General features: G+C 66.6%; 15 protein-coding genes. 8 read left to right on the top strand and 7 right to left on the bottom strand.

The annotated features are described in order from the left end of the window. The first annotated feature begins 9 nt into the window (after positions 1-9). The 6 genes from STHE_RS06000 to STHE_RS05975 are packed head-to-tail and all read left to right on the top strand — an operon-like array spanning position 10 to position 5,420. Complete coding sequence (locus STHE_RS06000; protein WP_012871677.1) at positions 10-297, top strand: acylphosphatase; 288 nt, start codon at positions 10-12, stop codon at positions 295-297. Then, entirely contained in the window at positions 249-1,610 is a 1,362-nt protein-coding gene (locus STHE_RS05995; protein ID WP_169308180.1) for a hypothetical protein, read from the top strand. The genes STHE_RS06000 and STHE_RS05995 overlap by 49 nt, the downstream gene beginning before the upstream one ends. Positions 1,611-1,614: 4 nt before the next feature. Further along, the gene (locus tag STHE_RS05990) at positions 1,615-2,907 is read left to right on the top strand and encodes a UDP-glucose dehydrogenase family protein (protein WP_012871675.1); all 1,293 of its coding nucleotides are present in this window, start codon (positions 1,615-1,617) and stop codon (positions 2,905-2,907) included. Positions 2,908-2,944: 37 nt separating this feature from the next. Continuing rightward, positions 2,945-3,337 (top strand): holo-ACP synthase, encoded by a 393-nt coding sequence (locus STHE_RS05985; RefSeq protein ID WP_012871674.1) that lies wholly within the window; start codon positions 2,945-2,947, stop codon positions 3,335-3,337. Next, positions 3,334-4,944, top strand: coding sequence for a bifunctional ADP-dependent NAD(P)H-hydrate dehydratase/NAD(P)H-hydrate epimerase (locus STHE_RS05980; protein ID WP_012871673.1), 1,611 nt, complete (start codon positions 3,334-3,336; stop codon positions 4,942-4,944). The genes STHE_RS05985 and STHE_RS05980 overlap by 4 nt, the downstream gene beginning before the upstream one ends. Then, positions 4,941-5,420, top strand: coding sequence for a CBS domain-containing protein (locus tag STHE_RS05975; RefSeq protein WP_012871672.1), 480 nt, complete (start codon positions 4,941-4,943; stop codon positions 5,418-5,420). The genes STHE_RS05980 and STHE_RS05975 overlap by 4 nt, the downstream gene beginning before the upstream one ends. A 404-nt stretch (positions 5,421-5,824) precedes the next feature. Here the strand turns inward: STHE_RS05975 and STHE_RS05970 are convergent, their stop codons facing one another. After that, complete coding sequence (locus STHE_RS05970) at positions 5,825-6,352, bottom strand: MerR family transcriptional regulator (RefSeq protein WP_012871671.1); 528 nt, start codon at positions 6,350-6,352, stop codon at positions 5,825-5,827. Between the two features lie 244 nt (positions 6,353-6,596). Between STHE_RS05970 and STHE_RS19530 the strand changes: the two genes are divergently transcribed. Further along, the gene (locus STHE_RS19530) at positions 6,597-8,348 is read left to right on the top strand and encodes an ABC transporter ATP-binding protein (protein ID WP_012871670.1); all 1,752 of its coding nucleotides are present in this window, start codon (positions 6,597-6,599) and stop codon (positions 8,346-8,348) included. Between the two features lie 26 nt (positions 8,349-8,374). After that, positions 8,375-10,192 carry an ABC transporter ATP-binding protein gene (locus tag STHE_RS05960; RefSeq protein WP_012871669.1) on the top strand — a complete coding sequence of 606 codons (1,818 nt, stop codon included), beginning with the start codon at positions 8,375-8,377 and terminating at the stop codon, positions 10,190-10,192. Positions 10,193-10,216: 24 nt separating this feature from the next. Here STHE_RS05960 and STHE_RS05955 read toward each other — a convergent pair whose 3' ends face one another. From STHE_RS05955 to STHE_RS17860, 6 genes are all read right to left on the bottom strand, one after another. Next, entirely contained in the window at positions 10,217-11,080 is an 864-nt protein-coding gene (locus STHE_RS05955) for an MBL fold metallo-hydrolase (protein WP_083776052.1), read from the bottom strand. A gap of 117 nt (positions 11,081-11,197) precedes the next feature. Further along, positions 11,198-11,917: a YggS family pyridoxal phosphate-dependent enzyme gene (locus tag STHE_RS05950; protein WP_012871667.1), complete on the bottom strand. Its 720-nt coding sequence runs from the start codon at positions 11,915-11,917 to the stop codon at positions 11,198-11,200. After that, positions 11,911-12,702 carry a peptidoglycan editing factor PgeF gene (pgeF, locus tag STHE_RS05945; protein ID WP_052295267.1) on the bottom strand — a complete coding sequence of 264 codons (792 nt, stop codon included), beginning with the start codon at positions 12,700-12,702 and terminating at the stop codon, positions 11,911-11,913. Before pgeF ends, STHE_RS05950 begins: the two co-directional genes overlap by 7 nt. A 59-nt stretch (positions 12,703-12,761) precedes the next feature. Continuing rightward, positions 12,762-14,369 (bottom strand): spermidine synthase, encoded by a 1,608-nt coding sequence (locus STHE_RS05940; RefSeq protein WP_012871665.1) that lies wholly within the window; start codon positions 14,367-14,369, stop codon positions 12,762-12,764. A gap of 177 nt (positions 14,370-14,546) precedes the next feature. Then, positions 14,547-16,184: a thiamine pyrophosphate-binding protein gene (locus tag STHE_RS05935; protein ID WP_012871664.1), complete on the bottom strand. Its 1,638-nt coding sequence runs from the start codon at positions 16,182-16,184 to the stop codon at positions 14,547-14,549. 136 nt (positions 16,185-16,320) lie between these two features. Next, positions 16,321-17,196, bottom strand: coding sequence for a YdbT family protein (locus STHE_RS17860; protein WP_012871663.1), 876 nt, complete (start codon positions 17,194-17,196; stop codon positions 16,321-16,323). Positions 17,197-17,332: the final 136 nt, after the last annotated feature.

Genomic DNA, 17,332 nt, shown 5'->3' with positions numbered 1-17,332 from the left:
TCTGAGCACGTGCCGGAGGAGAAGGCCCGTCTGCGCTGTGTCGTCGAGGGCCGCGTGCAGGGCGTCGGCTTCCGCGCTTTCGTCGTGCGTACCGCCACCGCGCTCGGGCTGAGCGGGTGGGTGCGCAACCGTGAGGACGGGCGCTCCGTTGAGACGGTAGCCGATGGCCCGGTAGAGGCGCTGGAGCGGTTCCGCGCCGCGTTGCGGGAGGGACCGCCGGGTGCTGTGGTGAACCGGATGACCTGCGAATGGTTGGAACCGGGACCGGAGTTTCAGGGGTTCACAATTCGCCGCTGATCCGGCGCCAGGTGCGCCTGGCCTGGGCGTTGCTCCTGGCCGGGTTCGTGGTGTTCCTGAGCCTGGTCGGAGCGGCCGTGCTCGGTGCGCGCTGGTATCTCGCCAACGCGACCACCTCGGAACCAGCGACGCTTCAGGTCGTGAGTGGATCGGGACTGTTGTTGCGTCCCAAGGGGCAGGACGAGTGGCGCCTTGTCACGGACGTGGTCACGGTGGAGGAGGGGGACACGATCGCTGCTGGGCAAGGAACCGTGGGCTGGTTGACCCTCTTCGACGGCGGGACGGTTGAGATCTCGGAGGAGACCGAGGTCACCATCCACCGGATGCGGACATCCCGGTTCTGGTCCACGCGGAAGGAGTTCGTGCTGGTGCCCGTGCGTGGAACCATCTACGTCGGTATGGCGCCGCACGGCGACGTCGCGGAGTCCACGTTGCGTGTGACCGCGGGCCCAGCCGAGGTGGTGATGGTGGATTCCCCGCGCACTCCAGACGCTGGTTCGTTCCTCGTCGAGGTGCAGCGCAGCTCGCGCAACGGAGGTGCCGATGAGCCGATCCTGGCCGTGCGGGTCGGCGTGTTGCGGGGGCATGCCACCGTCACCAGTGAGGCAGGCACCCGGAGCCTGGCGGCCAACGAGCAGACGATCGTGAGCGCAGGTGGGGCCTTCGGGCCGGTGACTGCTGCCGTGCGCGAGATGATCCGTAATGGTCAATTCACGCGCGGATTGGCCGAATGGGTGGAGTACCAGGACCAGGGCGGCGACGGCGGCAGCGAGTTTGGGATCGTCCAGCGTGTCCCGGTTGAGGTGTTCGGGGAGCGACACGTCGCGGTCGAATTCTCGCGTGACAGTGGGAACACTGACCACTGCGAGACGGGGATCCAGCAACAGATCGGGGTGACGCTGCGGGTCCACTCGTCCCTGCGACTGGCGGCCGACATCTGGATTGATGCGCAGTCACCGCCAGGCGGCGGGGAGATGCACACGGAGTATCCGCTGATCCTCAAGCTGACGTACGTTGATCTACAGGGGCAGCCGCGGGAGTGGTGGCATGGGTTCTACATCCAGCCGGGACCGACCCCTGAGCCCGAGGGACGAGCGACGTTGATCGAGCGGGGGGTTTGGCGGCATGTCGAGTTTGACCTCAGAAATGTCATGCCGCTACCGCGTCAGATCACGTCTCTCCTCGTGTACAGTTCGGGACATAGCTATAAGGCACGGGTCACCAATCTATCGTTGACGAGCAACGAGGCAGGCGACCCGCAGTCGAGCACCGGCCCGTCGCGGGTCAGTGACCCGGTGCGTGAAGGGATGTAGACGAGTGGCGGTCATCACCATCATCGGAACGAACTATGTCGGGGCCGTCTACGCGGCCGCCTTCGCCGACCTGGGGAATCAAGTCTACGGGGTCGATATTGACGAACGAAAGGTCCAGCTCCTGTCGGAGGGGATCAGCCCGATCTACGAGCCCGGTCTGGACGAGCTCGTGACCCGCAACCTCAAGGCAGGGCGCCTCCGCTTTACCACCTGCTATGACGAGGCCGTGCCGGTTTCTGAGTTTGTTTTCATCTGCGTCGGCACGCCGTCCTCCTTCAGCGGCGAGGCGGACATGCGTGCCGTGCGCTCGGCGGCCGAGATGATCGGCAAGACCATACGCGGGCACACCATCATCATCAACAAGAGCACCATGCCCATCGGCTCCGGGGACCTCGTCACGTCGATCATCAACCAGGTCAAGTCGCCCGACGCAACCTTTGCCGTCGTGAGCAACCCCGAATTCCTCCGCGAGGGGTCGGCGGTCCAGGATGTCTTCAATCCCAGCCGGATCGTGCTCGGGGCCGAGGACCGTGAGGCGGCCGAGCGCGTCGCAGAACTCTACAGCGCCCTCAACGCGCCGGTGCTCATCACTGACCGCCGCACCGCCGAGATGATCAAGTACGCCTCCAACGCGATCCTGGCGACCCGCATCAGCTTCATCAACGAAATCGCGCAGATCTGCGAGCAATACCAGGCGGACGTCAAGGTCGTCGCGCAGGGCATGGGCCTCGACCCGCGGATCGGCCCGCTGTTCCTCGACGCCGGTATCGGGTTCGGCGGGTCCTGCTTCCCCAAGGACGTCAAGGCGCTGTCCTACATGGCGCAAGAGGCCGGCTGCCACCCGCAACTCCTCCACGCCGTGCTGGAGATCAACCAGGATCAGCGCCGGCGCTTCGTGCACAAGCTCCAGACCATGGTGGGCGACCTCCACCAGCGGCCGATTGCGATCTGGGGACTCTCGTTCAAGCAGGACACCGACGATATCCGCGAGTCGCCAGCGATCGACGTGGTGCGCATGCTCATCCAGCGCGGGGCGATCCCTCGCTGTTACGACCCGGCGGCGATGGACAATGCCCGGGAGGTGGTCCCCGAGGCGGAGTACTTCGACGATCCCTACGAAGCCGTGCGCGGGACCGACGCGCTGCTGGTGCTGACGCCCTGGAACGAGTTCAAGCAGGCCGATCTCGGACGGGTCGCGGACTTGATGCGCCAGCCGGTTCTGCTGGACGGGCGCAACCTCTACGATCCTGCCGATGTGCGGCGACTTGGGTTCCGCTATGCCGGTGTCGGGCGCTAGCTATCAGCCCCTCTGGGATCCAGAGGCGGCCGGACCGGTGGAAGTTGGCATCGACGTCATCGAGATCGACCGCATTCAGCAGACGCTTGAGCGCTTCGGTGATCGATTCTTGCGCAGGGTTTACACCGAGCGGGAGCGGGAGCGCTACGGCCGCCGACCGGCGGAACTGGCAGCGCGCTTCGCGGCCAAGGAAGCGGTGATGAAGGCGCTGGGGACGGGTGTCCGTGGGATCCGCTGGCGCGACATCGAGGTCCTACCAAACCGCCGCGGAAAACCGATCGTCGTGCTCCACGACACGGCCGCGGCGCGGGCCGCGCATCTTGGCCTAACCCATTTCTCGATCTCACTGACACACTCGCGTAGCGTGGCGATGGCGGTCGTCGTGGCCACCAAGCGTGCGCCGATGGACGGGGAGGCGGACGGGTCGTGATCAACTTGTGCCGGGTGGAGGAGATTCGGGCGGCGGAACGTGCCGCACTGGCAGCGGGACACACGGAGGCGGACCTGATGCGCGCCGCGGGTCGTGGCGTCGCACGGGAGATCGAACGAGCGGCCGGGGGGCGCGCGGGGACCGTGCTCGTGCTGGCCGGCCCGGGCAACAACGGCGGCGACGGTCTGGTCGCCGCAGCCGCCTTGCAGGAGCGCGGTTGGCGGTGTCTGATCTGGGGCTACCGGCGCACGGACAGCGGTGGTGCTCCGATCGATGCGGCAACGGCCGACCAGTTCGTCTGGATCGAACCTAGAGCGCTCGCGGAGGCAGCGCGGGGGGCGGACGTCATCGTCGATGCGGTGTTCGGCATCGGCGGAAAAGACACCTTGCCGCCGGAGGTTGTGGACGCGTTCGCAACCGTCGCGGCCGTCCGACGTGAGCGCAGCACGCCGGTCGTCGCGCTCGACGTTCCTAGCGGCGTGGACGCGGACAGCGGGGCCGTCGCGGAGGGCGCGCTGGCGGCCGACATGACGGTCACGGTGGGCCTACCGAAGATCGGGCTCTACCGTGCGCCGGCACTGCGCTACACGGGGATTCTTCGGCTGATCGACATCGGGCTGCCCGCGCCCGACATATCCCGTGAAGCCCCACAACTCATCACCGAGCAGGACGTGCGCGCCTGGTTGCCTCGTCGGCATGCGGACACGCATAAGCGCGAGGTAGGGACGCTCCTCGTCGTCGGCGGGGCTCCGACCTACTATGGGGCTCCGCGTCTGACCGCGGCAGCCGGCGCAAGGGTCGGGGCCGGGCTGGTGACACTGGCCGTCCCACGGTCGCTGATCGCCCCGATCGCCACCGCGCTTCCCGAGGTGACGTTCCTTCCGCTCCCGGAGGGGGAGATCGGCGGCGCCGGCGCGCGCATGGCGCGCATGATCCACGAGCAGATCGATCGCTATCAGGCACTCGTGGTGGGCCCTGGGCTCGGTCAGGACTCGCCTGTCGACGAATTCCTGAACGCCCTCTTCCGAGTGCGGACGGTCGCGGCAGGCATCGGGTTCGGCGCGAGCACCGTGGCCGAGGAGGCCCAGGAGTTCCGTGCCCAGGCAGTGCTGGACGCCGACGCGCTCAACTGGCTGGCGAAGCAGTCTGAGTGGCCCGACCGGTTGCGCTCGGCTCAACTCGTTCTGACGCCACACCCCGGTGAACTGAGCCGTCTGCTCGACACCGAGGTCGATGAGATCGTCGCCGACCCTTGGTCCGCGGCGCGCGAGGCGGCTGAGCGGTTCGGGCAGGTGGTCGTGCTGAAGCATGGCCACACGGTGGTGGCCAGCCCCGACGGCACGCTCCTGGTGGCTCCACAGGCTCTCCCGGCGCTGGCCTCGGCCGGAACCGGTGACGTACTGGCCGGGATGATCGGCGGGCTGATGGCCCAGGGCGTCCCGTCGCGCGAAGCCGCAGCGGCTGGGGTCTACCTGGGGGGCGAGGCGGCAATCCTGGCGATGGAGCGCGTCGGTACGCTCGGGCTCGTCGCCAGCGACCTGATCGATGCGCTTCCGCGCGCGCTGGCAGCGCTGTATGACGCGCGGTGGGGAAGGATCGGCGGATGACGATCGACAGATCGATCCAGGAAATCATGACGCGGGATGTGGTCGCGGTCACGGTAGCGACCCCGGTATCCGACGTGGCCCGCCTGCTCTGGAAGCACAAGCTGACCGGCGTGCCCGTCCTCGAGGGGCGGCGCGTGGTCGGCGTCGTGACCGAGTACGACTTAATCGCACGCCAGTCCGAGTGGGACGCGCCGCTCTACGTGGTGTTCCTTGATGCGTTCCTCCGCGTGCCGGGGACGGGTGACGAAGAGCAGCTCCGTCGCATCCTGGCGACCACCGCCGGGCAGTTGATGTCGGCCCCCGCCATCACGCTGACGCCTGACGCCACCGTGCAGGACGCGGCGACGCTGATGTACGAGCGGCGGGTGAACCCAGTCCCCATCGTGGACGACGCCGGTGAGTTGGTCGGTATCGTCAGCCGTTCCGACATCGTGCGGCTGATGGCGAGCGAGGAATCCAGCCTGCGCGGCGACTAACGGTCTGGCGAGCGCGCTGCACACGACATATCCCATCTGATCCAAGTGGCCCTGCCTGAGACCCTCGACTCCATGGTTTGTGCTCGGGGAAAACCGGGCACGGACCATTGCGCCGGATCCTCTCATGACCCGCGCCGGATCGGGAGATCCTTCACGCCGCCTCAGCCCGGCCACAGACGGCGTGCTCGATCGCTCCGCGACTTGGTCGGTTGATCCCGCCCAGTTGAATGCGGGACCGACACGCAGCATGCGTTCGACGGGGCGCATCCCAGGTGATGGGTGAGGGGCGGGTTGGAGGGTTTGGAGAGGGGCGGTCCGTTGTAGGCAAGAAACCCCGGGAGGCGCCGCGGACGGGCTCATTCCGTACCGGGGCGCTCCCGGGCGGAATCAGTGGAGTCGTAGGGTTACGCCTCGGACCCCATGGTCTCCATGCTGCGTCGCAGGTTCTCGACGTCGGCGCGGACGACGAACGTGCGCCCCGACATCTCGTCGCGCACGTAACCGAGCGTCCGGTCGTCCATCCACCGGTAGATGGTGGGGCGGGTGACGCCGAGCTGCTGTGCCGCACTGCCGATGCTGACCAGCTCGGTCGGCTCGTACGCGCGGAACTTGGCCATCGAGATCATCCGGCCCAGATCGGTCTCCCAGAAGCTCCGGGGCACCGTGTAGTCTTCGGCCGCCGGCGGCCAGAAGAGGATCTGGAGCACAGAGTCGATGGCTTCGAGCACGCGCTCCTTTGCCTCGCGCACCTCGCCGCGGGCGAGGGCCGCCAGTCGGGCCAGGTCCTGACCGAGGGGACCCTCGCGTAGCTGCTCGATAGTGAGCGGTTGGATCGCCTGGGGATAGAGGCGAGACATGAGCCGATACTGGTTGCTATAGACGACCCGCAACCACTTGTCGATCGTTTCCTGGAAATCTAGCGCCTCGTCCACGTCCGCTCCCTCTCGGCCAGTGGCCGCTCTGCACCCTCTCGCTGTACGTACCTATTGTACGCTCAGTCCTGGGCTCGGTCAACATTTCCTTGATCAGATCGTCATCTTCCAGGACGGATGGGGCCCACCTTGCGGAGTCCTCCAATCGGTGTGACTCCAAGGCACGCAGCGCGGTGAGCGTGGCCATTCGCGCACCCGTGATATAGTTGGCTGATGTGACCTTTGCGGGAGCGTGGGACCGTTCATGGCTATTCTCCAGCGCATTCTGGCGTATCTGCGGCCCTACTGGCGACGGGTGACCGTTGCCTATGTGGCGCTGCTCATCGGGACCGCCATGCAGCTCGCCGTCCCGCGTCTCGTCGAGTACGTGATCGACAGCGGGCTGGTCGCTGCCGACCTGCGCGTCGTGACGCTCGGTGCGGTCGCCATCGTCGCCGCTGGACTGCTGCAGGGCGCCTTCACGTTCGTTCGGAGCTACCTCTTCACGTTCCTGGCGGAGCAGGTCGCCTTTGACATCCGCAACGATCTCTACCGGCACCTCCAGGCGCTCCCGTTCTCGTTCTTCGACCGGGCGCACACGGGCCAGTTGATGTCGCGGGCGACCGAGGACGTCAACTCAATTCGGCGCTTCCTCATGTTCTCGCTGCGCTCCCTGGTGCAGTCGGCGGGGATGCTGATCGTAGTGTCGATCATCCTCTTCGCAACGCACTGGCGCCTCGCGCTGCTCTCCCTGAGCGTGATGCCGCTCCTCGCCTGGACCGCGATCCACTTCGGCCGAACGATCCGGCCGATGTTCCTGGCCGTTCAGCAGCAGTTCGGCGTGATGACCAACGTGCTCCAGGAGAACCTCGCGGGCGCACGGGTCGTGCGTGCGTTCGCGCGCGAGGAGGACGAACGCGCGAAGTTCGACCAGGCCATCCAGCGGCTCTACGAGCGGAGCATGGACACCGTGCGGCGCTCCGCGTTCTATTTCCCCCTGATGACGCTCCTCTCGAGCCTTGGGTTGGCGCTCATCCTGTGGTACGGAGGCCGACAGGTCGCGCTGGGCAACCTGTCGATCGGGAAGCTGACCGCCTTCTACTTCTACCTGGCCATGCTCAGCCAGCCGATCCGACTCCTCGGCTGGGTCGTGAACAGCCTCGCCCGAGCTTTAGCCTCCGGCGAACGCATCTTTGAGGTACTCGACACCCGGCCGGCCATCGCGTCCCCGCCGAACGCGGTGCGGTTGACTCCAATCGAGGGACATGTCTCGTTCGAGCATGTCTGGGTGCGCTACCCGGGCGCCAATGAGGATGCGCTCGCCGACGTGACCTTCACCGCCGAGCCAGGCCAGCGGATCGCGCTCCTGGGCAAGCCGGGGTCGGGAAAGAGCACACTCACAGCGCTGATTCCCCGCTTCTACGACGTCACCGCCGGGGCGGTGTGCATCGACGGCGTCGACGTTCGTGACCTGGACCTTGAAGTGCTCCGGCGACAGGTGGGTGTCGTGTTGCAGGACACCTTCCTCTTCGGGGTCTCGATCCGGGAGAACATCGCGTACGGGCGACCGGACGCGACCGACGAGGAGATCGAGGCTGCGGCTCGCGCCGCGCAGGCGCACGACTTCATCACCGCCTTGCCGCAGGGCTACGACACGGTCGTCGGCGAGCGCGGCGTCTCGTTGTCCGGCGGGCAGAAACAGCGGGTGGCCCTGGCTCGGGCGCTCGTCATGGATCCACGCATCTTGATCCTCGATGATGCGACGTCCAACGTGGACACCGAGACGGAGCACACCATCCAACGCGCGCTCGACGAGTTGATGGTAGGTCGCACGACATTCATCATTGCCCACCGGCTGGTGACGCTGAAGCGCGCCGACCTGATTCTGGTGTTTGACCGGGGGCGAATCGTCGAGCGCGGGACGCACGAGACGCTGCTGCGCAACGGCGGGCTCTACGCCGAGATCTATGATCTCCAGCTTCGGGATCAGGAGGACCTGGCTGAGGTCGCGGACTGACGTCCGGGACTCAGCCCGAGACGACGATGTGGCACTTTAGCGGGAACGCCGACGATCTCCTTGGCAAGGCTTACGACAGCCGGGTCGCGCGCCGGTTGCTCAGCCGGGTCACGCCTTACCGGTGGCGACTGGCGCTGACGGTCGCCTGCATGCTCGCCGCGGCGGGTGCCGATCTCGCCCTGCCCTACCTCTTCGGGCTCGGCCTTGACGTAATCAACCCGGGTTCGGGCCGCACGTTCGCCGGTCGCACCGGGATGCCTGCCCTGAACCTGCTCGCGCTCGTCTTCGTGGTCGTCATCGGCCTGCGTTTCGCCACCTATGCCGGGCAGCTCTATCTGACCTCCTGGGTCGGCCAGCGCCTTGTGTATGACCTCCGGTCGAGCCTCTTCGCGCACCTGCAGCGCCTGAGTATCCGCTACATCGACAAGCGGGGCGTCGGGTCGATCATGTCCCGGGTGCAGAACGACGTCAGCGTGATCAACGACCTCTTCACCGACGGGCTGGTCGGGATCCTGATGGACCTGGTCATCCTGTTCGGCATCGTGGCCGTGATGCTGGCCACGAACTGGCGCCTGGCGCTCCTGACGCTCGCCGTGATGCCGCTACTGATCGTGACGGTGATCTGGTGGCGCCGGCGCGCCATCGCGGCTTACCGTGCAACCCGGATCGCCATCGCCCGGGTGAACGCGAACCTGGCCGAGAGCATCGCTGGCATGCGCGTGGTCCAGGCCTTCGCCCGCGAACTCCGGAACATGGAGCGTTTCCGGTCAGTCAACCAGGAGAACCTGGACGCGAGCCTGTGGGCCGCCCGCCTGTCGGCCATCCTCTTCCCGGTGGTGCAGGTGTCGCAGGCGCTTGCGACCGCGCTCGTGCTCTATGTCGGTGGGCGGATCGTCCTGGGTGGTTCCGCCTTCACGATCGGGGAGCTGTTCACGTTCGTGGCCTACATCTCCCGCTTCTACGAGCCGATCAGTGACCTTAGCCAGCGCTACAACGTCATGCAGGCGGCGATGGTGGCGGGCGAGCGGATCTTCGATCTGGAGGACGTGCAGCCAGAGGTGGAAGACGCACCAGACGCCGTGGAGCTACCGCGCGTGCGTGGCGCCATCGACTACGACCACGTCGTCTTTGGCTACGAGTCGACACCTGTGCTGCACGGCATCGACCTTCACGTGGCACCGGGTGAGTCAATCGCGCTGGTGGGCGAGACCGGGGCCGGCAAGAGTTCGATGATCAACCTTCTGGCACGCTTCTACGACGTTTGGGAGGGGAGCGTGCGCATCGACGGGTACGACGTGCGTGACGTCACCCAACGGTCGCTCCGGTCGCAACTCGGAATCGTGCTGCAGGACACCTTCCTGTTCGACGGCACCGTGCGCGAGAACATCGCCTACGGCCGGCCCGACGCGACCGATGACGAGATCGAGGCAGCGGCACGGGCGGTCGGCGCCCACGACTTCATCGTGCGTCTGCCCCAGGGTTACGACACACCGGTGCACGAACGGGGCGCGACGCTGTCGGTTGGGCAGCGCCAGCTCATCGCGTTCGCTCGCGCGCTCCTCGCCGACCCGCGGATCATCATCCTCGACGAAGCGACGTCGAGCGTGGACACGACGACGGAGCTGCAGATCCAGCGAGCGCTGCGGACCCTCCTGGAAGGCCGCACGGCGATCATGATCGCCCACCGACTGTCCACGGTGAAGCAGGCGTCGAGGGTGGTGGTTCTGGATCAGGGCCGGATCGTCGAGATGGGCAACCACGCCGAGCTGCTCGAGCGTCGCGGGGCCTACTACAAGCTCTATACGATGCAGTTCCGCGGCCAGGAGGCGCACGCCGCCGACTAGTCATCGCGGGACGGGCGGACAGCCCTAGGGGAGCAGGAAACCGAGCTGCCGCGGCCGCTGTAGTGCGCTGGGCGCGTCCCAGACGAACGGGCGGTGTCGTGGCATCGGTTGAACTCGCGGACCGCCCAGACCGGTGCCGAGCCGCTGGACCACTGTCTGTTCGGCCAGCTTCGGCCGGTTGTTGTTCTCCGAGAGGTGCGCCAGCCAGATGTCCACTGTTGTGGACCCGAGGGTGTCAGCCAGGAAGTCGCCGCACTCGGCGTTGCTGAGGTGGCCGTGGCCGCTCCGGATACGGCGCTTCAGCCGGGCAGGGTAGGGACCGCGCTCGAGCATCTCCACGTCGTAGTTTGCTTCCAGGATGACCAGGTGCGCCTGCGCGACGGGGTCGCGGACCAGGGCGGCAGTGCTGCCCAGGTCGGTGAAGATCGCGGCTCGCACGGTGCCGTCATCGACGTAGAACCCTACCGGCTCGGCCGCATCGTGGGGGACAGAAATCGGGGTGATAGTCAGCGAGCCGATCCGGCAGGAGTGCTCAGGCACTAACCGCTCCCATCGGTCTGACGGTGCGATATCCAGGGCGCGCATCGTGCCGCTGGTGGCGAAGATCGGACAGCGCTGGTAGCGGACCAGCCGCGGCAGTGCACTGATGTGGTCGTGGTGCTCGTGGGAGACCAGGATGGCGTCGAGCCCGTCGTCAGGGACGCCGGCGGCGGCCAGCCCGGCACGCAGGCGGCGCACTGGGATGCCTGCATCGATCAGCACGCTCGTGGTGCCCGCAGGACCCTCCGTCTGGATCAGCAGGGCGTTCCCGCTGCTACCGCTCCCGAACGACGTGACTCGCAACTCGCCGTTACCCTTCGATGCTGGTGCGTATTGCGTACTGCGCATTGCGTGTGCCGTGTCCCGTGATACCCGAGGCGTGATGTGTAGCACTCTTTGGGCATCTCAGCCGTTCCCGGGATACCCGGTACGCAAGACCGAACACGCAACACGCAACACGCAACACTAACCAAAGATCGCCCGGCCGACCCGGATGATCGTCGCGCCCTCCTCGATCGCCACCTCGTAGTCGTTGGTCATGCCCATCGACAGCTCCGGTAGCGCGATTCCGGTCGCCTCCTGGAGCTGGTCGCGGAGCGAACGCAGCGCCGCGAAGACGGGGCGCGTCTCCTCGGGATCGTCGACGAGCGGCGCGATAGTCATCAGCCCGCGAACGTGCAGGTTGGGCTGCGCGGCGGCGTGGCGCAGCAGCGCCTCCGCTTCTTCGGGAGCGCAGCCGTGCTTCTGCTCCTCCCGTGCAACGTTGACCTGCAGCAGGATGTCTTGACGCTTCCCCTCGCGCTCGGCGCGGCGCTGCAAGGCGTCGACCAGTCCTGGGCGATCAACCGAGTGGATCAGCGAGAAGAGGCGCACGGCGTCTCGCGCCTTGTTCGTCTGCAAGTGGCCGATGAGGTGCAGGGTGGCGCCTTCCTCCAGGACCGCCGTGAAGAGGGTGGACACTTTCTTGGCCGCGTCCTGGACCCGGTTCTCGCCGAAGTCGCGCAGTCCCGCGGCCCATGCTGCTTCGACCGTGGCATTCGCGTCAGGAGGGAGCGTCTTGGTCACCCCGACGATGCGGATACTGGCCGGGTCGCGTCCCGCGCGCTCGGCCGCGGCACGCACGAGTTCCTGTACCCGGGCCACCTTCTCGGCAACGGTCGCCGTGTCTGTCCCCCCAATCACCATTGAATCCCTGCTCCTTGCTCTGCTCCCTGCGGCACGAGCGCGATCACTGCCGCGAAGCTCGCAGGCGGCGCTCCCGTCGCGCGGCGGGAACGATGGGAGAAGAACCGGTCTGCGTTGCAGCGGGTGCATACGCCAGACACTTCGATCTGCTCGGCTGGGACGCCAGCCGCAATGAGAGCAGACCGGTTGGAGTGCCACAGGTCGAAGATCGTACGGTTGTCGACCCGACGGACGGCGTGCCCGTCCGGATCGAGGCCGGTCGCTCGCCACGCCTCGATCACCTCGTCGCCGACCTCGTAGCAGCACGGCCCGATCGAAGGCCCCAACCCTGCGATCAGGTCGCGGGGGTCGCAGCCCAGCCGTTCCTGCATTGTCCGCACCGTAGCCCCGACCACATCGGCCACCGTGCCGCGCCAGCCGGCATGGATCGCTGCCACCGCGCCGCGCTTTGGGTCGTGCAGTAAGATCGGCACGCAGTCGGCGCAGAAGGCGACCACCGGGATCCCCGGCTCGGCGGTGACGAACGCATCTCGACCCTGAATCCAAGTGCCCGGCGGGAAGGTGTCGTCGCCAATTTCCGGCCCGTGGCCGTTCCGCGAGACGAGCGCGACCTGAGCGCCGTGCACCTGTCGTCCGTAGGTCCAGCATGCCGCGTCCACGCCGATGGCGGCCGACCATGCTGCCCGGTTCGCCGTGACGATCGCGGGGTCGAGACCGGGCCGGTTCGTCACCGTCCCCTCGGCTGGGAGTTGTGAAGTCCGCCCGGTGATTCCGTGCCGCACCATGGCTGGGTCAAAGCACCTGAACCGGAAGACCGATAACGTCTGAGATCCGACCTCCACCGCTAGCGCCCCGTCGCCGTGTCAATGATCATCAAATCGACCACCCGCTCCACCGGCGCCCAGTCGTCGGTGAAGACTAGCCGCGGGTCCGTCGAGGTCCATTCGCGGATATTCCCCGTCTCCAGGCTGATCTCGCCGACGGTCCGGATTAACCCCGGCGGCAGGCGTTCGATGTTCTCGGCGAAGTTGGCGATATCGGTGGGCTGGTTGGTGCCGATCACCATGCTGTTCGCGAAGCGCCCGACATCGATGATGTAGACGTTCGGGTAGACCGACTTCATGGTCGAGGCGATCACATCAACCAGTCGAAAGTCGGTCGCGGTACGCCCGGCATTGACCACCGCGACGCCATTGGGCGTGAGATGGTCACGCACCTCCTGGAAGAACTCCCGGGTTGTCAGGTGGAAGGGGATGTACGGCTGGTGGTAGGCGTCGATGCCGATCACATCGTACTTGCGATCGGTGGAGGCCAGGAAATAGCGTCCGTCCTGGACGAACACGTTCAGGTTGGGCTCGTTCATGTCGAAGTACTCGCGACCGACCTTGACGATATCCGGGTCGATCTCCACCCCGTCGATCGGGATCGGCCCGTAGGCCGCGGTGACCTGCTTGGGCACCGTGCCGGCCGCAAGACCGATCAACGCCATGCTGCGGACGTCGCTGGGACTGGTATCCGGGTTGAAGTAGGGTGCAACCATGAAGTAGTCCCAGGGCCCGCCGGTCAACGGGCGCTCCGGGTCGTAGATCGAGTGGATCGCGTGGCCCTCGTTCAGTGACAGGTAGTGAGCGGTCCCGTTCCGGACGACCTGGATGTAGTTGTACTGGGATTCGTCCTCGTAGACGATCTCCCCGTACTCCGGCGGTCGGATCGAGCTCGTCTCCCAGAGCGCGGCGACGGTCAGGACGATCAGGGCCAGCAGGAGCGCGCCGAGTGCCATCACACGGGCCCGCAGGAGCAACAGCCCAAGGACCGAAGTGCCGATCAGGATCAGGGAGAAGGTGTAGAAGGTCTTGTACGTGCCGACCCAGGGGATCAACAGGAGAACCGGCAGGAAACTCCCGATGATGCTCCCGACCGTCGAGAGCGCATAGAGTGACCCGGCGGTATTCCCGGCAGAGGTGACGCTGAGCAGGCGCAGGCGGATGGCAAAGGGCGATACGAAGCCGAGCAGGGTCACCGGCACGGCGAACAGGAGGATGACTCCGAGCAAGGATCCGTAGAAGGCCCCGACCGCGAGGTCCTGGAAGGCCACAAGCGAGCGCTCGAGAATCGGGCGGGACATGAACGGGATCAGGCCCGTCGCAAAGCCGGCCACGGCGGTGATGGCGAAGAGCAGGGTCGCTCTCGGCCACCGGTCGGCCACCCGGCCCCCGAAGTAGTACCCGATCGAGAGGTACAGCATCGTCAGCCCGATGAGGTTGGCCCAGATGATCGTCGAGTCACCAAAGTAAGGGCCGAGCAGGCGCGAGGCTGTCAGCTCGATGCCAATGCTGCAGATGCCGCCGACGAAGACGATCAACAGCAGCAGCCAGTTGAAGACCTGAGGCCGTCGCGCACCCGACGCCGGCGTGGTCTCCACTACCTCCGTCGTCTCGGGACTGGTTGTCACGAGCACCCCTATCTGTATCTGGGCAATGCGGCCCGGACCGGGCCCACACGGCTGAACACGTCAGGATTATACCGGAGCCCCCGCCGATCCTCAGCGGGGTCGGCGGGGGCAAACGACGATCACGCTCGCACGCACGGCGCCCGGTCCGAAACCGGGTGCGATGCCGCGCGAGGCGTCCTAGTACTGCTCCAGCTTGATCGGCACGTCGATCAGCACCGGCTCCTCCCGCTGCAGCGCGGACGCCAGCGCCTCGCTCAGGGCGGCGGGGGACTCGGCACGCACCGCCGTGATCCCGTAGGCGCCCGCGAGCTTGACATAGTCAGGGTTCACGAGATCGACGTCGATATAGCGGCCGGGGTAGGCCTCACGCTGAGCCACCTTGACCGCCGTATGGGTACTGTCGTTGAAGATCACGATGGTGACCGGGATGCGGTGGTGCGCCGCAGCACCCAGCTCCTGCATCGTGAATTGGAAGCCGCCGTCGCCGTTGAGCGACACGACCTTGCGGTCGGGCCGGGCGATCTTGGCGCCCAGCGCCGTCGGCAGCGAGGATCCCAGCGTCCCGAACCCGCGCGGGAAGGTGAAGGTCCGCGGCTCGTAGACGGGGAAGTAGCGGACCGCTTCGTAGCACATCATCGTCATGTCGCAGGTGACGATCGCGTCGCGCGGCGTCGCCTCGCGCAGCGCCCGCAGGTACGCGACGTAACGCTCAGCGCGCTCGTTCGCGGGCTGGAAGTTGGCCTCGCGCACGGCACGAATCTCCTCGACCGACCAGCGCTCCTTCGGCCGCTTCCCGGCGCGCACCGCCTCGAGCAGCGCCTTCAGGGTGAGCGCGGCATCGGCCACGATGCCGACCGCGGTGGGGTAGCGCCGCCCGATCTCATGCGGGTCGATGTCGATGTGAATCAGCGGCGTCGGGAGCGGCATGGTGCCCTGCGCGGTCGTGCGCACCCCAAGACCGGTGCCGATCGCGATGGTGAGATCGGAGCCCTTCATGAGAGAGGCGATCGGGCTCTCCGGCGACCAGCGGTAACCGAAGGCACCCACGGCGCAGTCGTCATCCTCCGGGATTGCACCCTTGCCCATGAGGGAGGTGCAGACCGGGGCGCCTAGCTCATGCGCCAGCTCGCGCAGCAGCGGTGAAACCTCCTCGTCGTCGCAACCACCACCGGCGAAGATGAAGACCCGGTTCGCCGCCGCGATCAGGTCGGCCGCTTCCGCGACCTGCTCCGGGTTGGGTGCCGTGCGCTCGCCCTCGCCAACCGGCAGCTCGTCGATCTCGACCTCCTCGGCCATGACATCAATCGGGATCTCCAGGTAGACCGGTCGTCCACGTCCGGTCTGAACCTGCCGGAAGGCCTCGGCAACGGCGCCCGGGATCTCCTTCGCCGACATGACGCGGTGCGCCCACTTCGTGACGGGGCGCATCACGCCCATCTGGTCCTTCATCTCGTGGAGGTTGCCCTCCAGCGTGTCGAGGTACTTGCGCTCAAGATTGGTGGCGATGATGACGATCCGCGAGCTGTCAGCGAACGCCTCGCCCGCTGCGGTCACGACGTTGGTGACACCGGGGCCGGTGACGATGAGGGCCACCCCGGGCTTGCCGGTGGCGCGATAGGCCCCGTCGGCCATGTACCCTGCACCTTGCTCGTGGCGGGGGAGAATCGTGGCGATGTGATCACTGTCATAGAGGGCATCGTATGCGTCGAGGGTATGCACTCCGGGGATACCAAAGGTGGTGCGGACGCCGTGTGCCTCGAGGGCTTTGATCAGCGCCACACCACCGCGAACTTTCCGTTTCACCGACATCGTCATCGCCGCGTACTCTCCTTACCACTCGCTGCCGCGTGTCACTCGTGCCCGGTGAGGGCGAGGGCGCACCGAGCGGCGACCTGCCCGCTCATCACCGATTCCAACCAATCGGCACATGCTTGCCTAGTATAGCGCCGGTTCACGCTGCGGGGAGCGCGCCGGGGCCGCGGTCGTCGCGGCTCAACGTTGGAAGGCGTTCGCGCAACGCGGCACTCAGCCGATCCGCATGGTTCGCCGCGAGATTCAACACGTCGATCGGCCGTGAGGGCCCGGTGAGCGTAAGGAATTGCACGGGCTCGGCCACCTCGATCCTCAAGTGCGTGCGGCCGCCGATACTGAGGTAGGCAACGCCCGTTTCGCCGTCAGGGAAGATCAGGCCCTCGCGGCCGCCGGGTACTTTGCGCTGCTCCTCCTCGATGCCAATGATCCGGTCGCGTGGGATCACGGTTTCATACAGGACGCCGTAGCGGACGCGCAGGCCATCGGATTCCAGGCGGTGGGGGAGGACCACCAGCGAGGCGTACAGGCCGAAGACCCAGACCAACGCATAGATGGCCAGGATCAGGAACACCCAGCGGAGCCAGGTCCAGGGGATCAGCAACTCGAACAGGAGGATCTCGACCGGCGTGGTGAAGAGTATGACGACGATGAAGATGCCCAGGATGGAGCCAGAGTGATACGGAAAGTCGTCTGGACCGTGTCGGTAGCGCCGCGTGACCCAGCGGATAAGGCAGGCCCAGACGCGTGGCTCCATGACGAGAAATCGCGCCATGACCCGCGGAAAGAAGACGGTCAGCGCGTCCTCGGCGGCGGTCCACGGGTCAACCCCAGCGCTCCGTCCGGCGCGGAAGCGGCGCACGGCGACGATCGCCTGCCGCGCGGCGATCAGCGCTATGCCGCCCTCGATGGCGACCACGATCGCCACTGCCTGCCCGAGTGTAAGCACGCCGCCCCGGACCAGGACGATTTCGACGACGATGAGGGCCGGCAACAGCCACTTCAGGAAACGCTCCACTGCCCGTCCTCCCCGAACACGCCGCCGCACGACCCGGCGTTCTTCCTTTCTGGGCAGTGTACACTGACGGGTGCGCCGACCAGGAGCATCGTTCGGGTGCCCGATTCGAGCTACAGGTCTGCCTTTCAACGTCGGT

Origin of the sequence: Sphaerobacter thermophilus DSM 20745 (genome assembly GCF_000024985.1) — a bacterium.
GTDB classification, from domain to species: domain Bacteria; phylum Chloroflexota; class Chloroflexia; order Thermomicrobiales; family Thermomicrobiaceae; genus Sphaerobacter; species Sphaerobacter thermophilus.
This window is presented reverse-complemented; position numbering and strand designations above follow the sequence as displayed.